The organism is Pseudomonas sp. 1176_21 (genome assembly GCF_052850635.1).
In genome coordinates this window covers 863016-888870 of the sequence record NZ_VXCV01000001.1, presented here as the reverse complement: position 1 = coordinate 888870, position 25855 = coordinate 863016, and the positions used below count along the sequence as shown (strand labels likewise).

The following is a 25855-nucleotide window of genomic DNA, read 5'->3' as shown; positions in this document are numbered from 1 at the left end:
GCCTGGTCATGCTGCAGACTGAGCTTGAGCATCCAGATAGGCAGCGAGGTCGTGCAGGTAAACCACGTGCTCGGCGCGCACCGAACGGTGCAGCTTGCTCAGCTTGAGGCGAATGCGGCCGGCATTGATCAGGTTGCGTAGGTGTCGGTCAGTTTTGATGTGCGGGAAGTAATGCTCCCGCACGGCGGTCAGGGTCGGACACGGTGTGGTCCATTGGCGTCGCAGTTGGTTTAGCGTGTCAGTCATGCCCTTTCCCCGATCCCCTTTGAATGGGAGAGCAACTTCACGCGGATCAGCTCGGCCAAGTGCTCTTTGCTGCTGCCCATGGCGGCTGCGCAGACCTCACCCTGATCGTTCGTAACAACGGCGCCGAAAGGGAAGTTCGCCGAGGTGGTGGGGGTGATGTAAGCGGTCTGGTCGTCTTGGATCACCTGGTCAACACTGTCGAATGCCTCCATCAGGGCAATTGCAAGCTCGGACGGGCGCCCCGTATCCATGCGCCCGTTGGCGATGTCCTGAATAAAGTCGCGCAGGTGGAGGTAGTTGGCTGAGTCGCCTTGGCGCAGCGTCAAGGTCCCAGTGGAGGGCCCAAAGGTCACACGGGCAACGATCGACTCGCCATCGAGCTCGATGTTGATGTCGGCGGTGAGAGTTACCTCCGGCCGGCGCACCGGGCAGCTTGATGAGCCTCCATTCAGCAGCAGGTGGCGAAGAAGCATGACCTTTGCCAATGGCACCAAATACTCGCTCATGCGGCACCCCCTGTGTGTTGCACAGGGATTGCTCGGGCCGGGCCGGCATGGCTGGTGATGACCTTCAAGCCCGTACGCATCTCGAATGCCGAGATCTTCTGGAGGCTGTGGCAGGTGGTGGGGTGGATCAGGATCTGGCCTGATTTGAGGTGCTGTGTGTCGTTCATTGTCGTACTCATTGTGAGAGGGGTACGGCAATAAAATTAGTGTTAGTGGTTTAATTAGTCAATAGCTTTACTGCTATTTAGTGTTTTGTGCGCATCGTAGAAACGAAAAAGCCCGCACTGGGCGGGCTTCTTTTGGCTAGGTCAGGCTTTTACAGATCGACGATTTTGCGCCGCGCACGTCCATACACCTGCCAAGAGGAATCAATCTTTATCACGCGATCCGGCCAGTCCGGGTTCGTGGCATACAGGTACTGTTCGCCGCCTTCTTCGGTGATTTGTCGCAGCGTTGCGGCCTTGTCGCCCGGGCGCCTTGCTACAACGAAGTCCCCAGACTTCCACGGCATATCAGGGTCAATCACAACCTTGTCGCCTGGGCTGAAGTCAGGCTCCATGCTTTTTCCTTCTACGCGCAGAACAAATGCGCGAGGGCCTGCAGCACCCCCAGCCTCAACCCATTCTTCGATTTCATTCCTTGAAGCTCCTTCGCCTGCCTCGCAGAAGGCTACGGCTTTCACATATCCAATCACAGGCAACAGCCTCCCCGCCGGTCCCATCTCCGTGGTGTTCTGATGTGAGTCCAGAGAACTGATCATCGAACCGTTAGTGCCCATGCTTAACGTTTCCGCCAGTCGGGGGCTGACACTTTCTGGCGCAAAACGTAAAACCCGGCTGAGGCTGAGTAGGGCGGGGAGATTGAGGGCGATCTTGCCTGTCATGTATTGGCTGACGGCACTCTGGCCTGCCCAGCCGCATGCCTCTGCGACCTTCTCCTGGTTGAGGGATGGGTCTGCAGCTTTGCGGGCTTTATAAGCGGCTTTAAGGCGAGCGGCTTCTTCGGCGATGTAGGGCGGTTTGGTCGTCATAGTCAAGATGCTATAAGGGATGCTCATATCTCTCAAATAGCGTGAGTGTTTTTTGCTTGCCTCATTAAATGAGCTGGACTAATATTTGGATCTGCAACCGATCCGAGGAATTGAATATGACAGTCCAATTCGGTGTCCCTTTGAGCGAGTTTGCGAAGGGTAAGAGTCAAGTCGAAGTCGCCGAGCTTCTTGGAGTGACTCAAGGCGCCATCTCTCAAATGATGCTGAGCGGCCGAGATGTTCGGGTGCTTAGCGGCGCTGATGGGAGGCCTGAAGGGTTTGAAATTCGGCGAATAGGTAGCCGGCGGAAAAAAGCAGCAGCATAGGGCGCTGGACTGGGGACTCTCACCTCCCCAGACCAGCTACGACGACACACAGCACATGCACATCGGTCGTAGGCGAAGGATAGGGCGTGCCCGTTCCTTTGGCTACACCGTAAACAGGGGTTTTACGGTTATGAGTCGCACAGATCTGTTGCCGGGCGCTGGCCCGGTTCTTTCTTTGCGCCACGCGCTTTATCGCGCAGGGCGTGACTATTCAGGTGGCATTACCCGCCTTGCATTCGAAATGGTCGTCGAGAACGATGCTTTGCAGAAGAAGCTCAAGCACGACGAAGAACGCCGCTGGCTGACTCCAGATGAGCTGGAAGATATGGTCCGGCTAACCGCCGACCCGCGCCTGCTTGATGCCTTGGTCAGGCCTGCGGGAGCGGTCTGGTATCGCCCCATTCCTGTGCCTGCCAGCCGTGAGGCACTGAAGGCGGTTGGCAAACTGCTGGGTGAAGCGGGGGAGTTTGTCGCCAGCCTGCACAAGGGAGCGGCCGACAAGCGCTGGGAGCTGCACGAAGTGCTGGACCTGGAAAAGCAGGGTGCGGACGTTATCCGCGAGGTGCTGGGCATCATGGCCGGGGCTCGTCAGGCGATGGAGGATCATATCGATGGCTGATATCGCTGACAGGGCCAGTGACCAGGCTGACTATCTGCTGCAGGTCGCACTTGGGCGCCGTGTTCTTCCTTCGCAGCAGCCCAGCGCTGAATTTTGCGAGGATTGCGGGGTAGTTATTCCTTTGCTGCGCCACCAGGCTGTGCCTGGCTGCCAAACGTGCACCAGTTGCCAGGACCTGCGGGAGCGGCGTCGATGAGTGAGCGCAACGGAGTGCCAATGGCCGCATGGGCGCGGCGCTACATCGAAACGTTTGGCCTCGCCCTAGTCCCGATTGAACCCGGTGAGAAGGGCCCGAAAGGGCTCGGGTGGAACAAGCTGGGTGGTTACTACACCAGCCCCGAGCCTGCAGAAACCTTCTGGCAGCAGTATCCCACCCATAACCTCGGGGTCGTTCTCGGCCCCAGCCGTGTGTGTTCCCTGGACGTGGATGATGTGCAGTGGACGCGGTTCGTCCTGCAGGAACAGCTGGGTCTGGACCTTGACGCGCTAGCAGTTGCCTACCCGACCGTGGTGGGCAACCCGGCGCGTTTTCGCGTGATGTTCCGGGTGCCTGACGGGGTCGAGCTAACCCGTCATTCGTTGTCGTGGCCAAACGAGTCGGACCCTGACGGCTCGATCTTTCGCGGCTTCATGGCTGAGGCTAAGAAGGCGAAGCAGGCTGGTGATGTTGCGGGTGAGGCCGACGCTAAGGCGGCGGCTGAGCCTTACAAACCGTTCACGGTGCTTGAGCTGCGCGCCGGCCTGGTGCAGGACTTGCTGCCTCCATCGATCCATCCCGGTACCGGCAAACCGTATGTATGGCGCACCCCGCCGAGCCCTGAGGGCTTGCCCGTTCTGCCGGCCGAGTTACTGACGATCTGGCAAGGGTGGGAGATCTTCAAGCGCGGGGCCCTGTCGATTTGCCCCTGGGCGCCGAAGTCGACCAGGCCGGCGGCTACTGCGCCGAAGCGTGCAGCAGTTGGTGGCACGCAACTGCCCAAGGTGATCGATGAGTTCAACCGGTGCCACGACCTTGAGGCGTTGATTGCCAATCATGGCTACACCAAGCACGGTGGCAAGTGGCTGTGTCCCCAGAGCAGCAGTGGGCTACCGGGCGTGACGATCACTGATGGAAAGTTGTACTCGCATCACAGTACCGACCCCCTGGCCAACGGACACAAGAACGATGCTTTCGACGTGTACTGCATTCTTGAGCACGGCGGCGACACCTCGGCCGCAACGAAGGCGGCTGCGCGGCTGCTTGGCATCGACAAACCCCGCCGGGCGCCAGAGCCCCCACCGCTAGGCGAGCTTCCCCCGACCCCATCGATACAGGATACATCCAGCGCGGCCGGCTCCTCGGCCACCGGGGGAGCGGGGGAGGCTACGGCTATGGGGCTCGACGAGGTTCGCCGCCGGTTCGCCCTGGTCGAGGGCACCACGCATGTCTGGGACATGGACAAAGCGCGGGTGATGAAGAAGTCGGGGTTCGAAGCCCTGATCGGCAAGGCGCTAGCGAAGGAGTGGATGGAGCTGGCCGACAAGCGTCTGACTTCCTCCGACCAGGTGCAAGAAATCGAACAACTGCGCCGAATGACCACCAAGAAGGGCGGTGCCCTCGGGCTCGCCCCTATCGACAGGTACGTCTATATCGACGGCACCAAGGACGTATGGGACCGCGAAAAGAAACGCCGCATTGCTGAAGGGGCCACCAAGATGGCCCTGGGTGATGCCTATGCCTTGTGGTTGAACAGCCCCAACCGGCGGGTGGTCGACGTCGACAATATCGTTTTCGACCCGACCATGACCAAAGACCCGAATACCTACATCAACACCTTCGAAGGGCTGCCGCTTGAGCCGGTGCGCGATGACGCTGCTTGCGAGAACCTACGGTGGCTTATCTCGTTTCTGTGCAACTACGAAAAGGACGCCACAGAGTGGCTGGTACGTTGGTTGGCCTACCCGCTGCAGCACCTGGGCGCCAAGATGGACACGGCAGTGTTGATGCACTCCATCATGGAGGGCTCCGGTAAGAGCCTGCTGTTCGCCGATGCAATGGGTGAGCTGTACGGGCAATACGCGGCCACAGTGGGGCAGACCCAGTTGGAAGGCTCGTTCAACGCCTGGCAGAGCCGCAAGCTCTGGGCAGTGTTCGAGGAGGTTGTCAGCCGCGATCAGCGCTACAACCAAGTAGGCAAGATCAAGCACCTGGTGACGGGCAAGACGGTGCGCATGGAATCCAAGTTCATCAACGGCTGGGAGGAAGCCAACCACATGAATGCGGTGTTCCTCAGCAACGAAATCCTTCCCTGGCCGATCAGCGAGAGTGACCGCCGCATGCTGGTCATGTGGCCGATGGAGACGCTGCCCGTCGAGCGACAGAAGGCCATTGGCGCCGAGTTGAAGAACGGTGGTGTGGCTGCGTTGTACGCCTGGTTGCTGAACGTTGACCTGGGCGACTTCAACGAGCGCACGCGCCCGCCGAGCACACCGGCGCGGGAGCGTCTGGTGGCCTTGAGTCGGGCCGCTTGGCAGACATTCATGAGCTTATGGCGTTGCGGCGACCTTGGTCCTGGGTTGTGGGGCTGCTGCATGTCTTCAGACCTGTATGCCTTGTTCCTGGAGTGGTGCCAGCGCAACCGGGAGCACTCCATGAGCCAGACGAAGTTCTCCCTGTTCATCAGCTCGTCGGTCGAAAAGACGCGGCCTATACCCTGGACCGATGGAAGTACACGACGTTTCGCGGCGTTCTTTTTCCCCGACGACCCTGATGCTTCCCTGCCCCCATCGTTAACAGCGGCCGAGCTGGGCAAGACGGTGACTGACTGGCGAGCCAAGGCGAAGCTTGCGGGCTGGAATGTCGATGGCTGGGACCACATCAAGGTGCTGGCAGCATGAGTGCGTCTACAGGTGTGGTGGGTGTGTTGGGTTTGTGTCGGGTTGATGTTGAGTGGTCAACACATGTTTTGCCCTTGAGTTACGCGGCTTGCCGGGGTCTGTGTGGGGTGTGTTGGGTTTGTCGTCGCGCACGCGCATGCGCGTCATTTCTTGAGGTCGTTTGTCAGCAGAAATTAAACCTCATGCGAGCACTGAAAAACCCAACAAACCCAACACACTCAACACAAATTCTTCTAGTGCCCTGTATTTATTGGTTTTTTGCTGTGTCGGGTTTGTGTTGGGTAGTTCATTTTTGTGTTGGGTACGGTTTTCGGGGGAGATTGCGCCATGCTGAAGGACGTTGATGGCCTGTTGCAGCATTGGGGCGAGCAAAGCAAGCGGCTCGGCCTCGGGGCCGGCTTGGGCAGCCAGATGGGCAGCATCATGGAATGGAAGGGCAATGCCCCGCGCGGCACTCCTGGTGCCCGGATTTTGATTGGTGGTGCGGGGCTGGATCACATTGCGGCTGAGGTCGATGCGGCACTGGCCGAGCTGCATCGACGGGACGCGCGGGGCAAGGTGCTCGTCAAGCTTGCCCGGTTTCGTTACCTGCACGCGGTAAGCATCCGCGAACAGATGCGCGAGGTTGGCTTGCATGAGGATGCGGACCGTACCTATCGCAACTGGATCAGAGCGCTGCACCAGCAGGTGCTTCTGATTCTGACGATTCGCACCTGTCGACCACATACCGCTCGTCGGGATGGAGTGCGGCGAAGTGGTGTTGAACTTGCGTCAAAGGTGAGCCGAAGCGAATGACCGAAATTTGCCCCTTTTCGGTTTTTCCGGTCGGGGGTAAAAAGTCACCACGATCTGCAAATTGCGCTTCGGCGCGTCCTCAGTCTCATTATTGAGCACGATACGAACCCTGCCACTTGGCGGGGTTTTTTTATGGTGCCTTGTAACCAGGAGGTCCAAATGGAAGTTCAGGTTAAGGATGAAAACGGTTTGGTGCTTTGGGCAAGAGGCCCCGCAGGTGGCTTAACTAGCCAAAGCTACGGGGCAGATGGAACGCTCGAACAGATTGCGCAGGCGTTGGGTCACGCGCTCGAGCAGTGCCGTGGGGAGTTATCCATTTCGATGGACAGTGATGGAGTGTTTGATATTGGCCGAGCCCCCACCTAGGTCGATGGTGATGTTCCAGTACCCGCTGTGCGGTGCAGAAATTCGAGCGGGCAACATTTTATAAAAGCCGCCGTAGTAAGTGTGCTGACGCCCATTCTTGAAATTTGAGAAGTGGGAATCTGTTGTTAGGCGGACGTTACATTGATGTGAGCACCAAACCTCGACGATGTCGCCTTCGTTCAAGTGTTCACGCGAGTGCAAAAACTTCATTCGGTCTCCTAGCCTAGTGATGATTGCACATTGACATTAGATCCTCTTATTTCGGCTTGCCCTGAGAATTGAGTACAAATATGACAAACGAGCAGCAAACGTTGATTGAAATGCCGATCTGGATGGTGATCGTACTGTCCCTGGTCGGTGGTGTGTCAGGGGAAATGTGGCGTGCAGACAAGGCTGGTGTTCGAGGCTGGGGGCTGGTGCGGCGGATTGCACTTAGGTCGGGCGCCTGCATTGTCTGCGGCCTGTCGACGATGATGCTGCTGTACTCGATGGGGGTTTCGATCTGGGCGGCTGGAGCATTCGGTTGCCTGACCGCAATGGCGGGTGCTGACGTAGCCATCGGGTTGTACGAACGCTGGGCAGCCAAGCGGCTGGGCGTCTGCGACATCCCACCCTCAAGTGGCAATGCAGGTCAGTGATCGGGTATGCCCCCGGCCTGGCGCCAGATTTTCTGGGTCCTCCCTCGGGGGTGCCCCCTACACGGGTTAGGGAACTCGCGGGATCGCTGCAGCTGAGGTTTTTGCAGGGATGTCCGTCTTTTCAAGGGGTTAGCGATGGGCAGAATAGTCAGCAAGGTCGACTTGAGCGACATCGTCGGCCGTGACGAACGCACTCTGACCCGATGGCAGGGCGACGGCATGCCGGTACTTGAGTTTGGCGTCGGCCGGGGCAACGAAAACCAGTACGACACCCAGGCGGTGATCGAGTGGCTGATGCACCAGGCATCGCTCAACGGCAAGAAGGAATCCTCCCGCGACCGGCTCGACCGCGTGCGGGCCAACCGGGAGGAGCTGGCGCTGGCCAAGGACCTCGGCGAAGTGGTCATCGCCGCCGACCTGGTCGAGCGTTTCGAGGCCATGATCACCTCGGCCAAGGTCGAGCTACTCAACACCTTCCCTGATGCGTTGGCGTCCGAACTCTCTGCGCGGTACGGCATCGAGGTCGACGACCAACTCATCAGGGAACCCATCGAATCGATACTGAGGAGGCTGTCTGAGTATGACGATGATGATACCCAGTCAGCTGGAGATCCTGACGAACCGGACGATCCGGAGGGCTTTGAGGAAGGCGGCGAGTAAAGCGCTGCGCGCAGCCTGCCGTAAATGGGCGCCACCGCCACGGATGACCATCATCGAGTGGGCAGACAAGTACCGCTGGCTGGCGCCGGAGGAGGCGGCACGGCCCGGTAAGTACCGGTTCGACGTAACACCCCACCTGACTTGGCCAGGTGGTCCGCTCGAGGCGCTGGACGATCCAGCCGTCAGCGAGATCGTCGGACGCAAGTCCGCCCAAGTGGCCTGGACCTCGGGCGTGCTGGGCAACGCGCTGGGCAAGTGGATAGACATCGACCCATCGCCGATCCTGGTGCTGTTCCCGAAGGCCGAAGCCGCCAAGCAGTACGTCGGCGAGAAGCTTGAGCCCATGATCGAGGCGACCCCACGGCTGCGAAAAAAGATCGACCTGCGCAGCCGCAAGCTGCAGCAGCGCCAGGACTTCAAGCGCTTTCCCGGTGGGTTCCTGAAAATGGTTGGCTCGAACAGCCCCGCGAGCGTGAAGTCCACGCCGGTACCGCGAGTGGCAATCGAAGAACCCGACGACTGCAACCTGAACCTGCGGGGGCAGGGCGACAGCATCAAGTTGGCCAAGGAGCGTCTGAAGACCTTCCGGCGCTCGAAGATCATCATCGGTGGTACGCCGACCATCAAGGGCCTGTCGGCAATCGATGCAGAGCTGGAGTTGTCGGACAAGCGGGTGGGCCTGGTGCCTTGCCACGATTGTGGCCAGGACCACGCGCTCAGCTTCGACAACCTGCACTGCGACGAAGACCCGGCCTACCACCACGAGGTGTACGGCAAGCGTCGCCCGGAAACGGCATTCTATTCCTGCCCGCACTGCGGCTCGATATGGGACGACAACCAAAAGAATGCCAACCTCAAGCACGGCCGCTGGGAAGCTACCGCCGAGTTTCGCGGCATCGCCGGGTTCATCCTCAATGAGCTTTACGCAACGTTCTGGGGCTCGCGCTTCGAGGTTCTGGTGGAGAAGAAGCTGCAAGCCGAGCATGCGGCATCACAGGGCAACATCGGCCCGATGATCGCCTTTGTGAACAGCTCAAAAGGCGAAAGCTACGAGTACCAGAGCGATGCACCGAAGACGGATGAGCTGGAGAAACGTGCCGAGCCCTACGCCGAACTCACGGCACCGCAAGGCGTGCTGTTGGTCACGGTAGGTGTGGACGTGCAGGGTGACCGCCTGGCGCTGACGATTATCGGCTGGGGTCGGGGCGAAGAGTCCTGGCGCCTCTACTGGGGCGAGCTGCACGGCAACCCGATCGACCCGCACGACCCGGTTTGGCAAGAGCTGGATCGGGTCATTGCCCAGCCTATCCCTACGGCAGGTGGTGCGTTTCTGGCCGTGTCGGGCGTCAGCATCGACAGCTCGGACGGCAATACCAGTGATGCGGTGTACACCTATGTGCGCGATCGGCAGCGATTCAACATCATGGCGATCAAGGGTGCGTCCATCGACAGCCGGGATAAGGAGATTTTTACCAAGCCCGCGCAGTCGGTCGATACCTCCCAGGACAACACCAAGGCCGCTAAATACGGCCTGCGCGTGCACATCGTTGGTACCCACAAGGCAAAGACCCTGATTGATGGCCGTCTTCGCCTCAAAGGCTCGGGCCCTGGGCGCATGCACTGGTACAGCGAGATTCGCTCGGACTACTACGAGCAGTTGACCAACGAGGTGCTAGCGCCGCATCCCCGCAACCCCAGCAAGATGGTCTGGCAGAAAAAGGCCGGCCGGCGCAACGAAGCGCTGGACTGTGAAGTGTACGCCTTGCACGCGGCCCGCAGCCTCAAGACCCATCTGCTACGCGATCACGAGTGGGACCAGCTGGAGCAGCAACTGCTGCAGCCAACCCTTTTCAACACCGAGCAGGCGGTGGCGCCGGTACCGCGACGGGCAGCCGCCCGTGGCCGGGGTACGCGGAGCCGCGCCGGCTACTAGAGGTTTCATCATGACCGATGCACAACAGCGCCTGGCGGAAGTTCGGGCGGCGATCTCCGACGTCCTGAAAAAGGGCCAGCGGCTCAAGCGTGCTGACCGGGAAATGCAACGGGCAGAGCTGGCAAGCCTGCGGATGCTCGAACAGCAGTATGCCAATGAGGTAGCCCGCGAGCAGGCCGCTGCCATGGGGCGTGGCCGCAGTCGCGTTTCCTACGTGGCGATTTGATCATGGGTTTCTTTTCACGAAAGAGCCCTGCCGAGTTGCTGATGCGCGAAGCGCTCAAGCTGGCCAAGGCCACCACAGGCTCTATGCCGATTGTGGCGCAGGGTGGTGGTGGCGGTACCGAAACCCGCTGGCGGGGTGCATCACGCGTTCTACGCAGCATGGTCAGCTGGATTCCTGGCCTGGGCAGCCCGCGCCGTGACCTCAACCAGAACGAACGCCGCATGCTGGTGGCCCGCTCGCGGGACGCCATGCGCAATCATCTGATCGCCCGTGCGGCGATTACCCGCTTGCGAACCAACGTCGTTGGCACTGGCCTGGTCTGCCGTGCGCAGATTGATCATGCCGCCTTGAACCTGGACGAGTCACAGGCCGAAGAACTCAATGGCCAGTTGGATCGGCTGTGGTCGCTGTACGCCGATGACCCACGAGAGTGTGACGCCGAGGCCACGCTGAACCACTACCAGATGCAGGCCCTGGTACTGATCTCCTCGATGGTTTGTGGCGATGTGTTCGTGGCCAGCCCTGACGACGAGCGCCCTGGGTGTGTGTTCAGCACCCGGTTGCAGTTGATCGAATCGGACCGGGTGTGCAACCCCGGTGGCCAGTTGGACGGCGCGAACATGGTGGAGGGTGTTGAGTTCGATGGTTTGGGCGCGCCCGTGGCGTACCACGTCTGTACGGGTTACCCGAACGAGTTCACGGCAGGCCAGACCCATCACTGGGAACGCTTGGAAGTGTTCGGCGAGGCGACCGGCCGCCGCCGGGTGATGCACGTGATGGCTGACAAGGAGCGCCCAGGTCAAAAGCGCGGGGCGCCGTACCTGGCGCCGGTGCTTGAGCCGCTGCAGAAGCTTGAGCGCTACAGCAGTGCTGAGCTGATGGCGGCGGTGATCTCAGCGATGTTCACCGTGTTCATCAAGAAGGGTAGTGACTTCCAAACCTCCAACCTGCCGCTGACGGCGCTTGCCAACGAAGGCCCAGGGGGTGACACCACGGCCGATGGCGAGCTGGCGCTGGGCGAGGGTGCAATCGTCGACCTTGGCCAGGGCGAGGAGCCCGTGATTGCCAACCCAGCTCGGCCGAATGCTCAGTTCGACCCATTCTTCACCGCTGTGGTGAAAGAGATCGGGGCGGCGCTGGAGCAGCCAATGGAGGAACTGTTGCTGCACTACAGCAGCAGCTACAGCGCTGCACGTGCTGCGATGCTACAGGCGTGGCGCTTTTACAGCCTGCGGCGCTGGTGGCTGGCGTGTGACTTCTGCCAACCCAGCCGCGAACTGCTGATCGATGAGGCCGTTGCCCGGGGGCTGATCAATCTGCCGGGGTACGCGGACCCGGCCAAGCGCAAGGCGTACTGCCAAGCACTCTGGATCGGACCAGCTCGTGGCGCCATCGATGAGCTGAAAGAGGCCAACGCGGCCGGCAAGCGTATCGAGATCGGCGTCAGCAACGAAACCCTCGAAACTGCTGCCATGACCGGCGAGCCCTGGCAGCAGGTGTACCGCCAGCGCGTTCGCGAGGTGGTGCAGCGGCGTGCTGATGGCTTGCACACCTTGCCCAAAGGGCGTGTTCCGGACGTCGAGCCGAACGATCTCAAACCCAACGAGGAATAACCATGCCCCGTGCATTCGAGCTGGCTGCCTCGCAGCCTTGGCTGATGCTGCCTGATGCCCTGGATAACCTGCTGACCATTGCGGATCGAATGGGCGACCCAGGGGCGCTGGAAAGCAAGACCGGCATTCGGCTGGAGAACACCCGCACTGTTGCAGTACGCGATGGCGTTGCCATCATCCCGGTGGTGGGGCCGGTGTTTCGCTACGCCAACATCTTCAACGAGATCAGCGGTGCAACCAGTACCCAGGTGCTGGCCACGGACCTGCAGACCGCCCTGGACGACCCCAAGGTCAAATCCATCATCCTCAATATCGACAGCCCTGGTGGCGTCGCCGCCGGCATCAACGAACTGGCGGACCAGATTTACGCAGGCCGTTCGCGCAAACGCATCGTCGCCTATGTGGGTGGTACAGGTGCGAGCGCCGTGTACTGGCTGGCCTCTGCGGCCGCCGAGATCGTGGTGGATGAAACAGCGGTGCTGGGCAGCATCGGTGTCGTCGTAGAGGCCGTCGTTGAAGGTGAGGCCGCGAGCGGGCGCAAGCGCTACCAGATCGTCAGTCGCAATGCCCCCAACAAACGCCCAGACCTGGGCACCGAGGAAGGCCGGGCCAAGGTCGGCGAAACGATCGATGCGATGGGCGAGGTGTTTGTCGCCAAGGTCGCCCGCAACCTGGGCGTGGACGCTGAACAGGTCCCTGCAATGGGTGACTTTGGTGGCTTGCGTGTCGGCGCCGACGCGGTCGCCTCTGGCCTTGCCCACCGGCTGGGCTCGCTTGAAAGCCTGATTACCGAACTGGCCACACCGGCCATCAACCAACCGAGGAAATACTCCATGACCACCGTTAATAGCACGGCGCAGTTGCGTGAGGCACTGGCTGCTGGCGCGGACCCGGCCACCATTGAGATCGCGCAGGCCAGCCAACCCGACTTGGCGGCGGTGCGTACTGAGGCCGCAACGGCCGAGCGCGCCCGTATCACGGCCATCAACGCCTTGGCGAGCAAAGGTTTCGAATCTGAAATTGCAGCGGCAATCGATGCCGGCACGTCGGTGGAGGCGACCGCCTTGCAGTTGGTGAAGGCCTCGCAGGATCGCGGCATTTCGCTCCACGGCATCAAGGCGGATGCGAAAGGCGTATCGACTTCCGCCCCGGGAGAGCAGGGCGAGCAAGCTGAGCGCACCGTCGCAGTCAATGCCATCGTCACGGGCGCTTCGCGCCGCTAACCGGGGACAGACATGACCAATCCTGTACGCACCACCTATGCCCCCGATCAACTCTCGGCAGGCAGCTTTCCTGTCGCTCTTGACGTGGTGGTCATTGCTGCCGGCCAGACCCTTATCGCGGGTGCTGTGCTGGGGCAGATCGCGGAGTCAGGCGAGTACCAGCTTTGCGTGGCGGCAGCTTCTGATGGTTCGCAGACCCCTGCAGCCATTCTGGATCAGCCGGTGGATACCAAAAACGGGGCGGCGCCTGCCGCCATCCGGCTAACCGGCGAAGTGCTGGCAAGCCAATTGACCCTGGGCGAAGGCCTGACGCTGGCGAAAGCGAAAGCCGCGCTGCGCCCCTTCTGTTTGTTCATTCGTTAAACGGAGCTTCTGATGGATCTTTTCGACACCCGCACCATGCTCGAGGCCGTTGAGCAGATGCCCTCGGCACGACGCTTTCTGCTGAACACTTTCTTCAACGGCGGCAACCCGGTGACCTTCGCAACCAAGTCGGTGGATATCGACATCGTCAAGGGCAAGCGCAAGATGGCGCCGTTCGTCCACCCTCGGCTGCCTGGCAGCGTGTCGTTGCGTGACGGCTTCCGTACCGACACCTACACGCCGCCGTACATCCAACCAAAGCGCGAGACCACTGCCGAACTGGTGCTCAAGCGTTCTGCAGGCGATAGCCCTTATTCCCCACGTACACCGCTGGAACGCGCCGGCAACCTGCTGGGCAAGGATTTGCGCGACCTTGATGATGAGATCCTGCGCCGTGAAGAGTGGATGTGCGCCCAGGCGCTGACGACCGGCCAGGTGCGGGTAGTGGGGGATGGCGTAGACGATACCATCGACTTCCTCATGGAGGACGATCACAAAATCACGTTGGGCACTGGCAAATGGAACAGTGAAGGCGCTGACCCGATCGGCAACCTGCGGACGTGGAAGCGCAAGATCGCCAAGGACTCCGGGCGTACAGCCAACGTTGCTGCACTGAGTGGTGAGGCGCTGGATGCATTCCAATCCAGCAGCATGGTGATGAAGCAGCTCAATACCCGCCGTGTCGACATGGGTTTGATCAAGCCCGAGACCCTGCCGGATGGCGTGACGTACCTCGGTTACCTCAATGACCCAGGCGTCGATCTCTACGGGTACGACGAGTGGTATCTGGACGATGACGAGGATGAACAACCCATGATCCCTAGTGGCGGTTTGATCCTCGGTGCAACCGCGACCCGCAATGCGATGCTGTACGGCGCTATTCAAGACCTTGATGCGATTGAGAGCGGCCTTGTGGAAGCGGTCCGATTTCCCAAGAGCTGGGTCACTCCGGAGCCAAGCGCACGCTGGTTGAAGCTGCAAAGCGCAGTGTTGGCTGGCTTGCTGGAGCCTGACGCCTTCATCTACGCCAAGGTGGTGTGACATGGCCAGGAAAGTCGAATACATCGTCATCGACGGCTGCATTCAGGACGGGCGCAAGGTCACCGTCAAAGGCGAGCTGTACAGCCCGGCCAGCAAAGAGCAAGCCGAGGAACTGGTAGCCGAGGGCAAGATCGCGCTGCTGAGCGATCCGATCGCACGGCTGCTGCTCGCGGGCGCCTCGAATGCAGAGTCCGAAGAGGATGAATAGCCATGAGCTTTCGCGAACTGGTGAGCGACATGGACGCCCAGGTACTGGACGACCTGGGTGATGAGGGCTTGATCGAGGGCCGGCCCGTTATGGGGTTCTTTGCGGTCCCCTGGCTGGAGCCCAAGCTGGGGCGACTCAACACCGGCCTGCGAGAGCCCGAGTTCACTATTCGGGTTGAGGATGCGGCCGGAGTCGAGCAGCGTCAGACGGTAGTTATGGATTTGCCTCAGCAGGATGGTGGGGGGACATACACGATCGTCGAACTCAAGCCAGATGGCACAGGCTGGATTGCTTTGATCCTGAGGGGTGTCTGATGAGCGTTGGTAACTACGCTAAGCAGGCTGCCGACGGCGGCATGATCACCTTGCAGCCCTCAAGCGCGGACTTGAAAGCCTTCACTGAGTTCGCCGCCGTTGTCCCAAAGGCTGCGGCGGCGGCTCAACGGCGAGCCATTAACAAGACCCTCCGCTGGTTGGTCACCCACATCTCGCGGGCGGTTGGGCGGCAGGAACGAATCGCGCTGTCCGCTGTACGGCAACGGTTGCGCGCCTTCCCGATCGACAGCACCGGCCAGGGCAAACTCTGGTTTGGCATCAACCCATTGGACTCAAGCCGCATCGGTCGACCTCGTCAGGGACAGGCTGGTGTATCCGTGGCTGGTCGGCGCTATCAGGGCGCTTTCTTCAAGAAAGTGTATGGCAGCAAAGCGGATATCTGGATCCGTACCGGCAGCAAGCACTTCAGGGCGTCTGACTATCCGGACAGTGATGTGTCGGGCGCTGGCGGGCTCAGCAGCGGGTGGGTGTCGGAAAACGACAATCGGTTCCCCCTGGTCAAAGCCAAGGTTTCACTTGAAGACGTGAGGCCGCTGTTCGAGGAGTGGGTTGCTCGGGCGGGTGAGCGTTTGCTGGAGATCTTGCAACAGGAGCTCAACTTTGAACTGCAGAAGTATTTGAAGGGGAGCAGGTCGTGACTGAAGAAAATTTCACCCTTGATCTACTGTACGCCGCGATCGAACAGCACATCGCTGATGCCGTATCCGGGCTCAACTATGTTGGCACCATGCCGGACCTGCGTGAGCGAATCGATGTGCCGGCGGTGGTGATTGAGCTGGCAGAGCTGGAGCCTGGGCTTGACCAGGGTACCGGTGAGACTGCGTTGGTAGCGCGTTTGGAGGCCCGTGTCATTGTCGGTTCGGAGCGTGATCAGTGCCAGCAACAGGCAGCCTTTGCAGCAGCGCAGATTGCGGTGCTGCTGCGCACGCAGACCTGGGGGCTTGAAGTTGGACAGGCTGAGTTTGTGCGGTGTGCTCAGGACTGGACGCGCCCGGAGCTGGACGGTTACGCGGTCTGGGTCGTGGAGTGGAACCAGCCTATTTGGTTGGGCAAGCAGGAATGGCCATGGCCCAACCAGCCGCCGGGCACGCTGGTGTTCCGGGTTGGGCCAGATGCCGAAAGCGTCGAGCCGGAGGAACTGCAATGAGCTACGCAAGCGCACAGCATGACCGCATGCTTGCCTGCCTGGTCATGCCCTGCAGCGTTGTCGGGGTCGACCTGGCGGCTGCAATGGTGCGTGTGTCAGACGGTGCCGGTTGGACCAGCGCCTGGGTGCGCTGGCACAGCCAGGCGGCGGGCAAGGCGCGGCACTGGCGGGCGCCGAGCCTGGGCGAGCAGGGCGCGCTGATCAGCCCCAGTGGCGAGCCGGCGCAGGGCACGTTCGTACCGGGGCTGTACGGAAATGCCGGAGCACAACCGGATAACCGCGATCACGTCGAAGTGTGGCGTTTCGACGACGGCGGTTCGCTGGTCTACGACTGGCAGGCCAAGAGCTACACGATCGATCTGCCCGCCGGCACCGTGACTGTGAAAGTCGGCAGCAGCTCGGCGGTCGTTACGGGTAACGCGATTGAGGCGAAGGCTACCGCCATCACCTTGACCGGCGCCGTGCAGATCAAAGGCGCGTTACGCGTAACGGGCGATATCAACGGCGGCGGCAAGATCATCGACACCGGTGGCAACAGCGCCAATCACAAGCACTGACACCAGCCCGCCCCGCGCGGGCTTTTTTGAGCCTGGAGAAAACTATGGCCGTAGCAAAGAAACCCGCCCAGGAGGTGCCGCCCGGCGCGTCTGTGGCGTTTCGCGATACCCGCTTTACCTCGCGCACGTTGATCCTGCCGGACGGGCGGGACCTGCCTGTGGCGCAGGCCCGTGTGGTGATCGGCGCCGATGACACGGTTGCCCTGGAGTACCTGATGGGCCACCCGGACCTGCAGCAGGAGTAATCCCGTGATCGGACTGGATCGCCGCACCGGGCTGGCACTGTCGGGCATCGAGCACCTTCGTCAGTCCATAGAAGACATTCTGACTACACCGCTCGGCAGCCGGCGCATGCGCCCTGACTACGGCAGCAAGCTGCGCCGCTTTGTCGATCTGCCGGTCAACGACGGCTGGAAAAGCGCGGTACAGGCAGAGGTGGCCCGTGCGCTGAGCCGCTGGGAGCCACGCTTGAAGCTTGAGCGCGTGCGCGTGGTGGCGGTGCTGGGCGGCCAGATCACCCTGCAACTGACCGGGCAGTACCTGGGCGACAGCCAACTGCTGGAGGTGACGGCATGAGTATCGTGGATTTGTCGGTGCTGCCCGCGCCGAAGGTGCTGGAAGACCTCGACTTCGAGGCTGTTTTCCAAGACGACCTTGCGGCGTTCAGGCTGCACATGGGCGACAACTGGGACGCGCTGCTGGAGAGCGACCCGGTGACCAAGCTGCTGGAGGTCGGCGCGTATCGCAAGCTGGGCAACCGGGCGCGGGTGAACGACGCGGCCAAGGCCCTGCTGCTGGCCTTCGCCAAGGGGGCCGACCTTGACCACCTTGCGGCCAACGTACGGCTCAAGCGGCTGGTGGTGCAGCCCGAGGATCTGGTGGCGGTACCGCCAGTGGCCGAAGTGCTCGAGGAGGACGACGCCCTGCGCGAGCGGGTCCAGCTGGTGTACGAAGGGCTGACCACGGCCGGCCCGCGCAACAGCTACATCCTGCACGCGCGCAACGCCTCGGGGCTGGTGGCCGACGCCACGGCCGAAAGTCCGGCCCCGGCGGTGGTGGATGTGACGGTGCTGAGCCTGGAGGGCACTGGGGTGGCCAGCCCCGAGCTGCTGGCCGAGGTGGCCGCGCACCTGAATGACGACGACGTGCGACCGGTGGCGGATCGGCTGAACGTGCGCAGCGCCGAGGTGATCCCGTACCGGATCGATGCAGTGCTGTACCTGGCCGGTACCGGGCCGGAAAACGAGGCGACCCTGGCCGAGTGTCAGCGGCGCCTGCAGGCATGGGTCAACCCACGGCGCCGCCTCGGCGTGGAGGTTTCGCGCTCGGCTGTCGATGCCCAGTTGCATATCAGTGGCGTGGGCCGGGTAGAGCTTGTGGGCTGGACGGATATTCGCCCGACGAAGGCCCAGGCGGCCTGGTGCACGGGTTTCGAACTGACGCGGGGAGGCTGACATGCAAAGCCTACTGCCGCTCAACAGCACGCCGCTGGAGCGGGCTGTTGAGGCTGCATCCGTCGAAGATCTGCAGATTGCCCTGCGCACGCTCTACAACCCCGATACCTGCCCGGCCCACCTGCTGTACCAGCTGGCCTGGGCCTGGTCGGTCGACCGCTGGGATGAGAAGTGGTCCGAGGCGGTGAAGCGCTCTGTGATCCGCTCTGCGTTCTACATCCATGCCCGCAAGGGCACTATCGGCGCCTTGCGTCGAGTGGTCGAGCCGTTCGGCTACCTGATCGAGGTGGTCGAGTGGTTCCAGACCGTGCCCGAGGGTGTGCCCGGTACGTTCGCGCTCAAGGTCGGCGTGTCCGACGAGGGAATCAGCGAAGAGACCTACCGCGAGCTGAGCGCGCTGATCGACGACGCCCGGCCAGTCAGCCGGCACATGACAGGCCTGGCCATCAGCCTGGAAACGGCCGGGGCCGTGTACATCGGCGCTGCACTCTATGACGGCGACGAGCTTGATATCTACCCGCCTGCACCGCGTGACATTGAGGTCACGGGCTCGATTGGGCGTGGTGGACGCGAGCACACCATTGACTACCTGGACATTTACTAATGGTTGATCAGACTTCCCAGTTCTACGCGATCCTGACCAAGGTGGGGGCCGCGAAGCAGGCCAATGCGGATGCCCTGGGCATTCCGTGGAAAATCACGCAGATGGCGGTCGGTGACGCCAACCCGGGCGGGCTCGACAATCCGCCGCTGCCGATGCCGGATGCGAGCTGGACCAGCCTGCTGAACGAGTGGCGCCGGGCGCCGCTCAACCAGCTCAAGGTCGACGAGCGAGACAGTGCGGTCATCGTGGCCGAGCAGGTGATTCCGGCCGAGATTGGCGGGCGTTGGATTCGCGAGGTGGGGCTGTATGATTCCGACGGCGACCTGGTGGCGGTGGCCAACTGTGCGCCGACCTACAAGCCGCTGCTCAACCAAGGTTCGGGCCGTACCCAGGTGGTACGCATGAACCTGGTGGTCAGCAGCTCTAGCAACGTGGTGCTCAAGATCGATCCGAGCGTGGTGCTGGCCACGCGGGAATGGGTCACCGAGGAACTGGCGCGGCAGGACTTCAAGCACTCGGTGCTGGCCGCGACGACCTCTGCTATCACGTTGAGCGGCCTGCAGACGGTGGACGGCGTTACGCTGACGGCCGGGGCGCGGGTGCTGGTGAAGAATCAGGCCTCGGCCAAGGATAACGGCCTGTACCTGGTTGCAAGCGGCGCCTGGACGCGCTGCACGGATGCGGATACCAGCGCCAAGGTCACGCCAGGCCTGTTGGTCCTGGTGGAGCGGGGCACGGCCAACGGTGACAGCGCCTGGCAACTGATCACGGATGCACCCATCACCCTGGGCGTCACGGCGCTGGCCTTCGAAATGGCCTTCGGGCGCAGCGGTGTAGCCGCTGGTACCTATCGCAGCGTCAAGGTGGATGCCTACGGCCGCGTGGTCGCGGCGACGAATCCGACCACGCTGGGCGGGTATGGCATCACCGACAGCTACACCAAAACGCAGATCGAAGCGATGATCGCTGAGGCTTCGGCAATGCCGGTGGGGTTCATGGCGGCGTTGCCAGTAAACAAGATCCCACCGGGCTGGCTGGAGGTCGACGGCAGCGCCAAGAGCATTGCGGCCTACCCTGACCTGGCCGCGTTCCTCGGTGGGGCCTTCAACAACGGCACCGAGCCGGCGGGCTACTTCCGTTTGCCGGAGTCGCGCGGCGAGTTTCTGCGCGGCTGGGATCATGGACGTGGGATTGATGCCGGTCGCGAGTTGGGCAGCTGGCAAAAAGGTTCTGTGCACAGCTTCGACATTGGTCCTGCCGTTGGCTCGGTTGCTGACCGTTCGGGTGCTACGACAGCAACTGATGCGCGCAGCGGCCTTGGGTATGACGCTGGCGAGCGCGCCGACTACACGTTGGCTCAGACGGTTTCAGTAGCTGGCACCAACGTAACCGGAATTACCGATACCAGTGAAATTGCATGGGGTGCTACACGGCCGCGCAACGTCGCAGTTATGTGGTGCATCAAGGCCTGGAACGCGCCGATCAATCAGGGAAACATCGACATTGCGGCGCTGGTTGCGTTGGCGGGGCAGGCGACTGAGGCCAGCCTGGGGACGGCAAGAATCGCGACCCAGGCGCAAGTTGATGCTGGCGTGGCGGATGACGTGATTGTCACGCCCAAGAAACTTGCCAATGGTGTGTTGATCAGCCCAGGAGTAAACGGATTCGAAGTCAGACCGAAATGGCTTGGCGGTGGCATCAAGCAGTGGGGGCGAGTAACCCTGACGAAAGATGATCAAGCCGTATCCTTTCCGCTGGAGTTTCCGAACAGCGTTAGGACAATCCATGTCACTCCAGTTTCGACAAGTGAGCGGCACCACGGTCTATGGCTGCCGTCTCGTACCGGATTCGCTGCCCAAGGTTTTTTGTATGGCGGCCACACCGTAGACGGGAATGGGTTTTTCAAGGTGGCGACGGGCGCGCTTGAGATTATGTGGTTTGCGGAGGGAGATTGATCATGCTCACACGTTTTTACTCGCAGTCCACCGGCTGCACATACATGCCTGAGACTCACGACACCATGCCGGACGACGCTGTGCAGATCAGTGAGCAGATCTATCACGACGTGATCGCCAACCCTGCGCAAGGGATGATTCGCAGCCATGACGCCGAAGGTCGGCCAATCCTGGTCGCTCCGCCACAATCATCACTGAGCCCCGATGAGCTATTCGCCTATGAGCGTGGCTGGCGTGATGATCAGGTCAATAGCACCGAGTGGCTGGTGAATCGCCATCGCGATGAGCAAGACATGCAGCTGACCACCACGCTGCAGGCTGAGCAGTTCGCCGAGCTGCTGCAGTACCGCCAGGCCCTGCGCGACTGGCCCCAGTCGGAGCTGTTCCCCGCGATCGAGCATCGCCCTGAGCCCCCGGCCTGGCTGGCTGACATGACCCCGTAGAGCCCCGCACTGCGGGGCTTTTTCATTCTGGTTTCACCCTTCATGGCCCTGCACTGCGGGGCCTTCTCGTTTCTGGAGTATTTCCATGAGTGGTTTCTTTCACGGCGTTACCGTAACGAACGTCGACACCGGTGCGCGCACCATCGCGCTGCCGTCGTCCTCGATCATCGGGCTGGTCGACACCTTCACCGAAGGCCCGACCGCCACGGCCAAGGCCAACGACCTGGTGATGATCACCAGCGAGCGTGAGGCGGTCGCGGCGTTCGGTGCCGACTCGGCGATCACCAAGGCGTGCCAGGCCATCTACATGCGCGCTAAGGCCGTCATCGTGGCCTGTGGCGTGGCCAAGGTGGCCGATGCGGCCGAGCAGACCTCGGCGATCATCGGCGGCGTACTGGCCGACGGCAAGCGGACCGGCCTGCAGGCGCTGCTCGACGGCAAAAGCCGCTTCAACGCGCAGCCGCGGCTGCTGGTCACGCCCAAGCACAGCGCGACCCAGGCGGTCGGTACCGCGCTGGTGGCCCTGGCCGACAAGCTGCGCGGCATCGCGATCATCGACGGCCCGAACACCACCGACGAGGCCGCGCTGGCCTATGCCGAGAACTACGGCGCCAAGCGCGCATTCCTGGTCGACCCCGGCGTGCAGCAGTGGGACACGATCACCAGCGCGACGGTCGACAGCCCGGCCTCGGCCTGGGTCGCCGGCCTGTTCGCCTGGACCGACAACGAGTATGGCTTTTGGGCCTCGCCGTCGAACAAGGAGTTCGTCGGCATCACCGGTACATCGCGGCCGGTGGAGTTTCTGGACGGCGACGAAACCTGCCGGGCCAACCTGCTCAACAACGCCAACGTCACCACCATCATTCGTGACGACGGCTACCGCCTGTGGGGCAACCGCACCCTGAGCAGTGACCCGAAGTGGGCGTTCGTCACCCGCGTGCGCACGATGGATATCGTGATGGACGCCATCCTGTACGGCCACAAGTGGGCCGTCGACCGCTCAATCACCGCGACCTACGTCAAGGACGTGACCGAGGGCCTGCAGGCGTTCATGCGCGACCTCAAGAATCAGGGCGCGATCATCAATTTCGAGGTGTTCGCCGACACCGAACTGAACACGGCCAGCCAGCTGGAGCAGGGCAAGGTGTACTGGAACATCCGTTTCACCGACGTGCCCCCGGCCGAAAACCCCAACTTCCGCGTAGAAGTCACCAACCAGTGGCTGACCGAAGTCCTCGACGGCGCTGTTTAAGGAGCTGCAAGCATGGCAATGATTCCCGAAACCCTGGCCAACCTGAACCTGTTCGTCGATGGCGTCAGCTTCCAGGGCGATGTGCCCAGCCTGACCCTGCCCAAGCTCACCCTGAAGATGGAAGAGCACCGCGCCGGAGGCATGGATGCGCCCATTGAGATGGATATGGGTATGGAGAAGCAGGAGGCCGGCTTTACCACGACCGGCGTGCGCCGCGAGTCGCTGAAGTTCTTTGGCCTGGCCGATGGCACCGCGTTCAACGGCACGTTCCGGGGCGCGTTCAAGGGCCTCAAGGGCAAGATCGTCCCGGTCGTCGTGACCCTGCGCGGTGCGCTCAAAGAGGTCGACATGGGCGACTGGAAGCCCGGCGACAAGGCCGAGATCAAGCACAACGTGGCCGTCACTTACTACAAGCTGGAAGTCGAAGGCCGGTTGATCTACGAGATCGATCCGCTCGGCATGAAGCGCGTTATCAACGGCGTCGACCAGCTCGCCGCCCAACGTTCGGCCCTGGGCCTTTAAGGAGTACACCGCATGACCAAGAAAATCCCGAGCTGGATGGCCCTTCAAGCTGACCGCGTTACCGTAACGCTGACCGCTCCAGCCCAGGCAAACAGCGTGCAAGTGGACCGCCTGACCCTGCGTGCTCCGACCGTGCGTGACATTCGCGCCGCCCAGGCCGGTGCCGGCGACGAGGAGCAGCGCGAGCTGAACCTGTTCGCCAGCCTCGCCGAGGTAGGCGTACAGGACCTGGAGGGCCTGGCCCTCAAGGACTACACCCGCCTGCAGGCCGGCTATTTTCGCCTGGTGCGCGACGACGAGCTTTGACCCTGCAGTCCAGAAGATGGCGGCAAAGCGGCTCGCAAGTGAGCTGAATTTCTCCGCCGCCGAAATCATGGCCATGTCGTTCGCCGACATGGTCTGGTGGCTCACGGATTGAGCCCATTGCTGCGGCACGGGGGGTAGATGGCCAGCAAATTTGCTTTGGGCCTGGTGATCGGCGGCGCCGTCAGTTCCACGGTGGGTTCGTCGTTCAAGTCGGTTGAAAACCGCATCAAGCAACTGGAGGAAAAGGGCAACAAGGCCAAGGTTCTCAAGAACAGCATCGGCGAAACCATCCGCCTACGCGAAGAATGGAACAAGGCGCATCAAAGCGGTGCGGCCGGTGCTGACAAACTGCTGCAAAAGCTGGAGGGCAACTACAAGAGCCTGAAAGAGCAGGGCGTGCAGTTGCACAAGCTGCGTGCTGAGTATCAGGCCCTGGAGCGTGTCGCCCAGGGCGTCGATTTGCGCATGAAGGGGCGTCAGCAGATCGGCGAGGGCGCCGAGGGCCTGAAAAGCAGCGTGGGCTCGGCCCTCAAGCTGTCGGCCTCGCTCGCAATCCCCACCACAATCTCGGGAGACTACCAAGCGCAGATCCGGCAGATGGCCTTGTGGGCCCACGTTGCTGGCGAGAACGGCGAGCAGCAGATGGCGGACAAGATCGCCGACGTGGCGGCCAAAGTCGGCATGAGTCAGCAGGCCTTGGCAGGTGCGGTTGGCGGGCTGATCGAAAAGGGGATCGACTGGGAGGAATCGGTGGACTATGCGCCGCTGATCGCCGACCTGGTCGACGGGCAGGGCATGGAAGCCGACACCATCGCCACGCTGTTCAGTGCGTTCAAGGAAGCCGGGGTCAAGAAGGAAGACATGGGCGCGATGCTGGGCCAGGTCGCGGCTGCTGGTGACATTGGTGCGTTCGGCCCCAAGGACATGGCGCGCTACATGCCCAGCCTGCTGGGCACGATCAAGAAGCTGGGCATGGAAGGCCCCGAGGCGGTGCGCTTCCTCGGGGCCAGTCTGCAGTCGCAGTACAAGCAGACGCAGGACTCTGCAGCAGCGGCAACGAACATGAACAACCTGCTCAATGCTGTGATCAGCGGTACGAGCCAGGAGCGCTTTGCCAAGGAAGGCATCGACCTGGCTGGCTCTATCGCCGGCGCGGTCAAAAGCGGCAAGGCCGACAACCCGGTTGATGCGTTCATCAAACTGAGTGACGTGCTGCTCAAGCGGCAGAATCCCTCGAAAGCCAAGGAAGTCGAAGCGCTCAAGAAGCGCATTCAAGAAAGCGCCGACGGCAGCGCCGATGAGGCTCAGGCAATGGCCGCGCTGCTGGAGTCGGCAGGTCTCGCCGGCATCGTCAGCGATCAGAGCGCGAGCGCCGGTTTGCTCGCGCAGATCAAGTACGGCAGCTCGATCAAAGACGATATGAAGTCGATCAAAGAGACCGACGGCCGGGTCAAGATCGAGCAGGACGCGGTAAAAGCGCGGGAAACGTCGAACGCGAAGTGGGGCACGGCCACGGCCGCAATGGAAACGGCGATGGTTCGCCTCGGCGATGCCATTCGGCCGATCACCGACCGGGTCGCTGACGGGCTGGCGACGGTGACTTATGCAGTCGCCGACCTGACGCAAAAAGTGCCAGGTGTGGTCGCTGGGATCGTCGGGATTGGCGCCGCGCTGATCGCCGCTCGGGCCGTGTTCAATGCGTTCAAGATCGCCAGGGGTGTTGCCAACATCGCCAAGGGCTCGATGATGGGCGACCCGAAGCTGGTGCAGCGGGTGTTCGTTACCAACGCGCCGGCCGCCGGCGGCGATGCGGCAGGTGGCGGAGAGGGCGGCAGCAATAGCAAAAAAGGCGGGAAGGGTAAACGGGCCGGGGCACGCGGCAAGGGTGGTGGTATCGGCCTTGGCGGCGTGATGAAGGGGGCGGCAGCGTTCGCGGTGATCGACGCCGGCATGAAAGTAGCTGACACGTATCAGAACGCGGAAACGCGCAATGAGAAAGCAGAGGGCTACGGCGAGGCCGCCGGCGGCATGGCGGGCACCCTGGCCGGCGCTGCAGCAGGTGCTGCCCTGGGGTCGATCGTTCCGGGTATCGGCACGGCGGTCGGCGGCATCATCGGCGGCATTCTCGGATCGATGGGCGGCACCGCCGCCGGCGGCATCCTGGGGCTCTCGCTGTTCGGAGAAGATGAAAAGCCTGCTGCCGCAGGCAAGCCATCACCGTTGCTGCCGACAGCGATGCCTGGGCCGTCTGTGCCGTCGCTGGCCACGCAGGCGCAGGCGTTCCAGCCGGGCGCCGGGGTAAAACCCACCGGCATCCTCGCGGGACCGGAGGGCGCTGGAGGCCCGCCGATGGGGCAGGTGGTGCGCTCGATGGCGGTTGCAGCGCCGGTTGCTGCAGCGGCTATCAAGCCGCCTGAGCCGCCCAAGCCCGCGCGGGCGCCGGTCGAACAGTCTTTCACCTTTGCGCCGCACATTCCGATCACCGTGCAGGGGGACGTGAAAGATCCAGCCCAGCTTGCTCGCGAACTGGAGCCGCACATGCGCCGCCATTTCGAAGAAATGAGCCGGCAGGCTGCCGCCCGCCAGCTCTATGACGCACCAGACGTTTAG

At 62.0% G+C, this 25855-nt stretch carries 32 protein-coding genes; 27 read left to right on the top strand and 5 right to left on the bottom strand.

Features of this window, described 5'->3' with window-relative positions; translation table 11 throughout:
* Positions 1–6 precede the first annotated feature (6 nt).
* The 4 genes from FW760_RS04230 to FW760_RS04215 form a co-directional block, all read right to left on the bottom strand.
* Positions 7–246, bottom strand: coding sequence for a pyocin activator PrtN family protein (locus tag FW760_RS04230; RefSeq protein WP_116054173.1), 240 nt, complete (start codon positions 244–246; stop codon positions 7–9).
* The gene (locus FW760_RS04225; RefSeq protein ID WP_446443636.1) at positions 243–752 is read right to left on the bottom strand and encodes a hypothetical protein; all 510 of its coding nucleotides are present in this window, start codon (positions 750–752) and stop codon (positions 243–245) included. Before FW760_RS04225 ends, FW760_RS04230 begins: the two co-directional genes overlap by 4 nt.
* Positions 749–919, bottom strand: a complete 171-nt coding sequence (locus FW760_RS04220; RefSeq protein ID WP_158554934.1) for a hypothetical protein — start codon at positions 917–919, stop codon at positions 749–751. Before FW760_RS04220 ends, FW760_RS04225 begins: the two co-directional genes overlap by 4 nt.
* Before the next feature lie 149 nt (positions 920–1068).
* Positions 1069–1782: a S24 family peptidase gene (locus FW760_RS04215; RefSeq protein ID WP_446443635.1), complete on the bottom strand. Its 714-nt coding sequence runs from the start codon at positions 1780–1782 to the stop codon at positions 1069–1071.
* Between the two features lie 456 nt (positions 1783–2238).
* Between FW760_RS04215 and FW760_RS04210 the strand changes: the two genes are divergently transcribed.
* From FW760_RS04210 to FW760_RS04195, 4 genes are all read left to right on the top strand, one after another.
* Positions 2239–2727, top strand: a complete 489-nt coding sequence (locus FW760_RS04210; protein WP_116054166.1) for a phage regulatory CII family protein — start codon at positions 2239–2241, stop codon at positions 2725–2727.
* A complete protein-coding gene (locus tag FW760_RS04205) occupies positions 2720–2923 on the top strand; it encodes a TraR/DksA C4-type zinc finger protein (RefSeq protein ID WP_446443634.1) in 204 nt (67 codons plus the stop codon). The genes FW760_RS04210 and FW760_RS04205 overlap by 8 nt, the downstream gene beginning before the upstream one ends.
* The gene (locus tag FW760_RS04200) at positions 2920–5604 is read left to right on the top strand and encodes a DUF5906 domain-containing protein (protein ID WP_446443633.1); all 2685 of its coding nucleotides are present in this window, start codon (positions 2920–2922) and stop codon (positions 5602–5604) included. The genes FW760_RS04205 and FW760_RS04200 overlap by 4 nt, the downstream gene beginning before the upstream one ends.
* A gap of 327 nt (positions 5605–5931) precedes the next feature.
* Positions 5932–6399 (top strand): hypothetical protein, encoded by a 468-nt coding sequence (locus FW760_RS04195; protein WP_446443632.1) that lies wholly within the window; start codon positions 5932–5934, stop codon positions 6397–6399.
* Positions 6400–6708: 309 nt separating this feature from the next.
* On the opposite strand, the gene FW760_RS04190 is transcribed toward FW760_RS04195, so the two are convergent.
* The gene (locus FW760_RS04190; protein ID WP_446443631.1) at positions 6709–6975 is read right to left on the bottom strand and encodes a DUF1883 domain-containing protein; all 267 of its coding nucleotides are present in this window, start codon (positions 6973–6975) and stop codon (positions 6709–6711) included.
* Between the two features lie 80 nt (positions 6976–7055).
* Between FW760_RS04190 and FW760_RS04185 the strand changes: the two genes are divergently transcribed.
* The 23 genes from FW760_RS04185 (at position 7056) to FW760_RS04075 (ending at position 25855) form a co-directional block, all read left to right on the top strand.
* The gene (locus FW760_RS04185) at positions 7056–7403 is read left to right on the top strand and encodes a phage holin family protein (protein WP_446443630.1); all 348 of its coding nucleotides are present in this window, start codon (positions 7056–7058) and stop codon (positions 7401–7403) included.
* 135 nt (positions 7404–7538) lie between these two features.
* Entirely contained in the window at positions 7539–8063 is a 525-nt protein-coding gene (locus tag FW760_RS04180) for a terminase small subunit (protein ID WP_116054151.1), read from the top strand.
* 43 nt (positions 8064–8106) lie between these two features.
* The gene (locus FW760_RS04175) at positions 8107–9996 is read left to right on the top strand and encodes a phage terminase large subunit family protein (RefSeq protein WP_446443629.1); all 1890 of its coding nucleotides are present in this window, start codon (positions 8107–8109) and stop codon (positions 9994–9996) included.
* A 10-nt stretch (positions 9997–10006) separates the two neighbouring features.
* Positions 10007–10222 (top strand): hypothetical protein, encoded by a 216-nt coding sequence (locus tag FW760_RS04170; RefSeq protein WP_116054145.1) that lies wholly within the window; start codon positions 10007–10009, stop codon positions 10220–10222.
* Positions 10223–10224: 2 nt separating this feature from the next.
* Complete coding sequence (locus tag FW760_RS04165) at positions 10225–11835, top strand: phage portal protein (protein WP_446443628.1); 1611 nt, start codon at positions 10225–10227, stop codon at positions 11833–11835.
* 2 nt (positions 11836–11837) lie between these two features.
* Positions 11838–13058, top strand: coding sequence for a S49 family peptidase (locus FW760_RS04160; RefSeq protein ID WP_446443627.1), 1221 nt, complete (start codon positions 11838–11840; stop codon positions 13056–13058).
* Positions 13059–13070: 12 nt separating this feature from the next.
* Complete coding sequence (locus FW760_RS04155; RefSeq protein ID WP_446443626.1) at positions 13071–13421, top strand: head decoration protein; 351 nt, start codon at positions 13071–13073, stop codon at positions 13419–13421.
* Between the two features lie 12 nt (positions 13422–13433).
* Complete coding sequence (locus FW760_RS04150) at positions 13434–14462, top strand: major capsid protein (RefSeq protein ID WP_446443625.1); 1029 nt, start codon at positions 13434–13436, stop codon at positions 14460–14462.
* A gap of 1 nt (position 14463) precedes the next feature.
* Positions 14464–14670: a hypothetical protein gene (locus tag FW760_RS04145; protein WP_446443624.1), complete on the top strand. Its 207-nt coding sequence runs from the start codon at positions 14464–14466 to the stop codon at positions 14668–14670.
* 2 nt (positions 14671–14672) lie between these two features.
* Positions 14673–14984 carry a head-tail joining protein gene (locus FW760_RS04140; RefSeq protein WP_116054128.1) on the top strand — a complete coding sequence of 104 codons (312 nt, stop codon included), beginning with the start codon at positions 14673–14675 and terminating at the stop codon, positions 14982–14984.
* On the top strand, positions 14984–15643 hold the full coding sequence (locus FW760_RS04135; protein WP_446443623.1) for a hypothetical protein: 660 nt from the start codon (positions 14984–14986) through the stop codon (positions 15641–15643). Before FW760_RS04140 ends, FW760_RS04135 begins: the two co-directional genes overlap by 1 nt.
* A complete protein-coding gene (locus tag FW760_RS04130; RefSeq protein WP_446443622.1) occupies positions 15640–16152 on the top strand; it encodes a hypothetical protein in 513 nt (170 codons plus the stop codon). Before FW760_RS04135 ends, FW760_RS04130 begins: the two co-directional genes overlap by 4 nt.
* Positions 16149–16709: a phage baseplate assembly protein V gene (locus FW760_RS04125; RefSeq protein ID WP_446443621.1), complete on the top strand. Its 561-nt coding sequence runs from the start codon at positions 16149–16151 to the stop codon at positions 16707–16709. The genes FW760_RS04130 and FW760_RS04125 overlap by 4 nt, the downstream gene beginning before the upstream one ends.
* A gap of 44 nt (positions 16710–16753) precedes the next feature.
* Complete coding sequence (locus tag FW760_RS04120; RefSeq protein ID WP_446443620.1) at positions 16754–16954, top strand: hypothetical protein; 201 nt, start codon at positions 16754–16756, stop codon at positions 16952–16954.
* 4 nt (positions 16955–16958) lie between these two features.
* The gene (locus tag FW760_RS04115; protein WP_387518347.1) at positions 16959–17285 is read left to right on the top strand and encodes a GPW/gp25 family protein; all 327 of its coding nucleotides are present in this window, start codon (positions 16959–16961) and stop codon (positions 17283–17285) included.
* On the top strand, positions 17282–18163 hold the full coding sequence (locus FW760_RS04110; protein WP_446443619.1) for a baseplate assembly protein: 882 nt from the start codon (positions 17282–17284) through the stop codon (positions 18161–18163). Before FW760_RS04115 ends, FW760_RS04110 begins: the two co-directional genes overlap by 4 nt.
* Before the next feature lies 1 nt (position 18164).
* Positions 18165–18767 (top strand): phage tail protein I, encoded by a 603-nt coding sequence (locus tag FW760_RS04105; RefSeq protein ID WP_446443618.1) that lies wholly within the window; start codon positions 18165–18167, stop codon positions 18765–18767.
* Complete coding sequence (locus FW760_RS04100; protein ID WP_446443617.1) at positions 18767–20722, top strand: phage tail-collar fiber domain-containing protein; 1956 nt, start codon at positions 18767–18769, stop codon at positions 20720–20722. The genes FW760_RS04105 and FW760_RS04100 overlap by 1 nt, the downstream gene beginning before the upstream one ends.
* Positions 20723–20724: 2 nt before the next feature.
* Positions 20725–21165, top strand: a complete 441-nt coding sequence (locus FW760_RS04095; RefSeq protein ID WP_446443616.1) for a phage tail assembly chaperone — start codon at positions 20725–20727, stop codon at positions 21163–21165.
* Positions 21166–21250: 85 nt separating this feature from the next.
* Positions 21251–22417, top strand: coding sequence for a phage tail sheath subtilisin-like domain-containing protein (locus FW760_RS04090; RefSeq protein WP_446443615.1), 1167 nt, complete (start codon positions 21251–21253; stop codon positions 22415–22417).
* 12 nt (positions 22418–22429) lie between these two features.
* Positions 22430–22939: a phage major tail tube protein gene (locus tag FW760_RS04085; RefSeq protein ID WP_353228440.1), complete on the top strand. Its 510-nt coding sequence runs from the start codon at positions 22430–22432 to the stop codon at positions 22937–22939.
* Positions 22940–22951: 12 nt separating this feature from the next.
* Complete coding sequence (locus FW760_RS04080; protein ID WP_446443614.1) at positions 22952–23245, top strand: phage tail assembly protein; 294 nt, start codon at positions 22952–22954, stop codon at positions 23243–23245.
* Between the two features lie 138 nt (positions 23246–23383).
* A complete protein-coding gene (locus tag FW760_RS04075; protein WP_446443613.1) occupies positions 23384–25855 on the top strand; it encodes a phage tail tape measure protein in 2472 nt (823 codons plus the stop codon).